Annotated in this window: 1 tRNA gene; it reads left to right on the top strand. The window is 50.3% G+C overall.

The features are described from left to right. Positions 1-27 precede the first annotated feature (27 nt). Positions 28-103: transfer RNA gene (locus B5F35_RS18320), tRNA-Asn, on the top strand. Positions 104-545: the final 442 nt, after the last annotated feature.

Raw genomic sequence — 545 nt, 5'->3', positions numbered from 1 at the left:
ACAATAGGGAGACGCCAACACAAATATTCCTCAATAGCTCAGCCGGTAGAGCATGCGACTGTTAATCGCAGGGTCGTTGGTTCGAGTCCAACTTGGGGAGCCAGAATGACGAGAGGCCGGGAAACCGGCCTTGTTGTCATATCTAAACGCTGATAAAAAAGTTCAGGGCTTAGATATGACAACAATCGGAGCAGGTGGTGCTGCCCCGGAATGTTGTCATAGCTTGATGGCCTGTCTCCGACGAAGGTTCCTTCAAGCGCACACGATTCAGGGTCGTGTGCCTGCTTTTGGGTAAGCGCTCCCCTTTTGTGAGGTAGCGTTCTCTTACGTTTGCTCCCTGTCAGTGGCTCGCACATGCGAATGCTGATATGAGCAGGGGTATGACTTCGCCGCAGGCTCGTTCGGTTGTCAAGGTACTGTTTGTATGCACTGTAAAGTGCACTGGTTACACAAAAAAGGAAGGTCCATTCCCGCAGCACAGAAGGGAACAGACCTTGACAAATGTATCCAAAACGCGCTATAATATAACGCAGTAATGGCGTTCA

This window comes from Anaeromassilibacillus sp. An200 (assembly GCF_002160025.1).
GTDB lineage: Bacteria > Bacillota > Clostridia > Oscillospirales > Acutalibacteraceae > Caccousia > Caccousia stercoris.
This window is presented reverse-complemented; position numbering and strand designations above follow the sequence as displayed.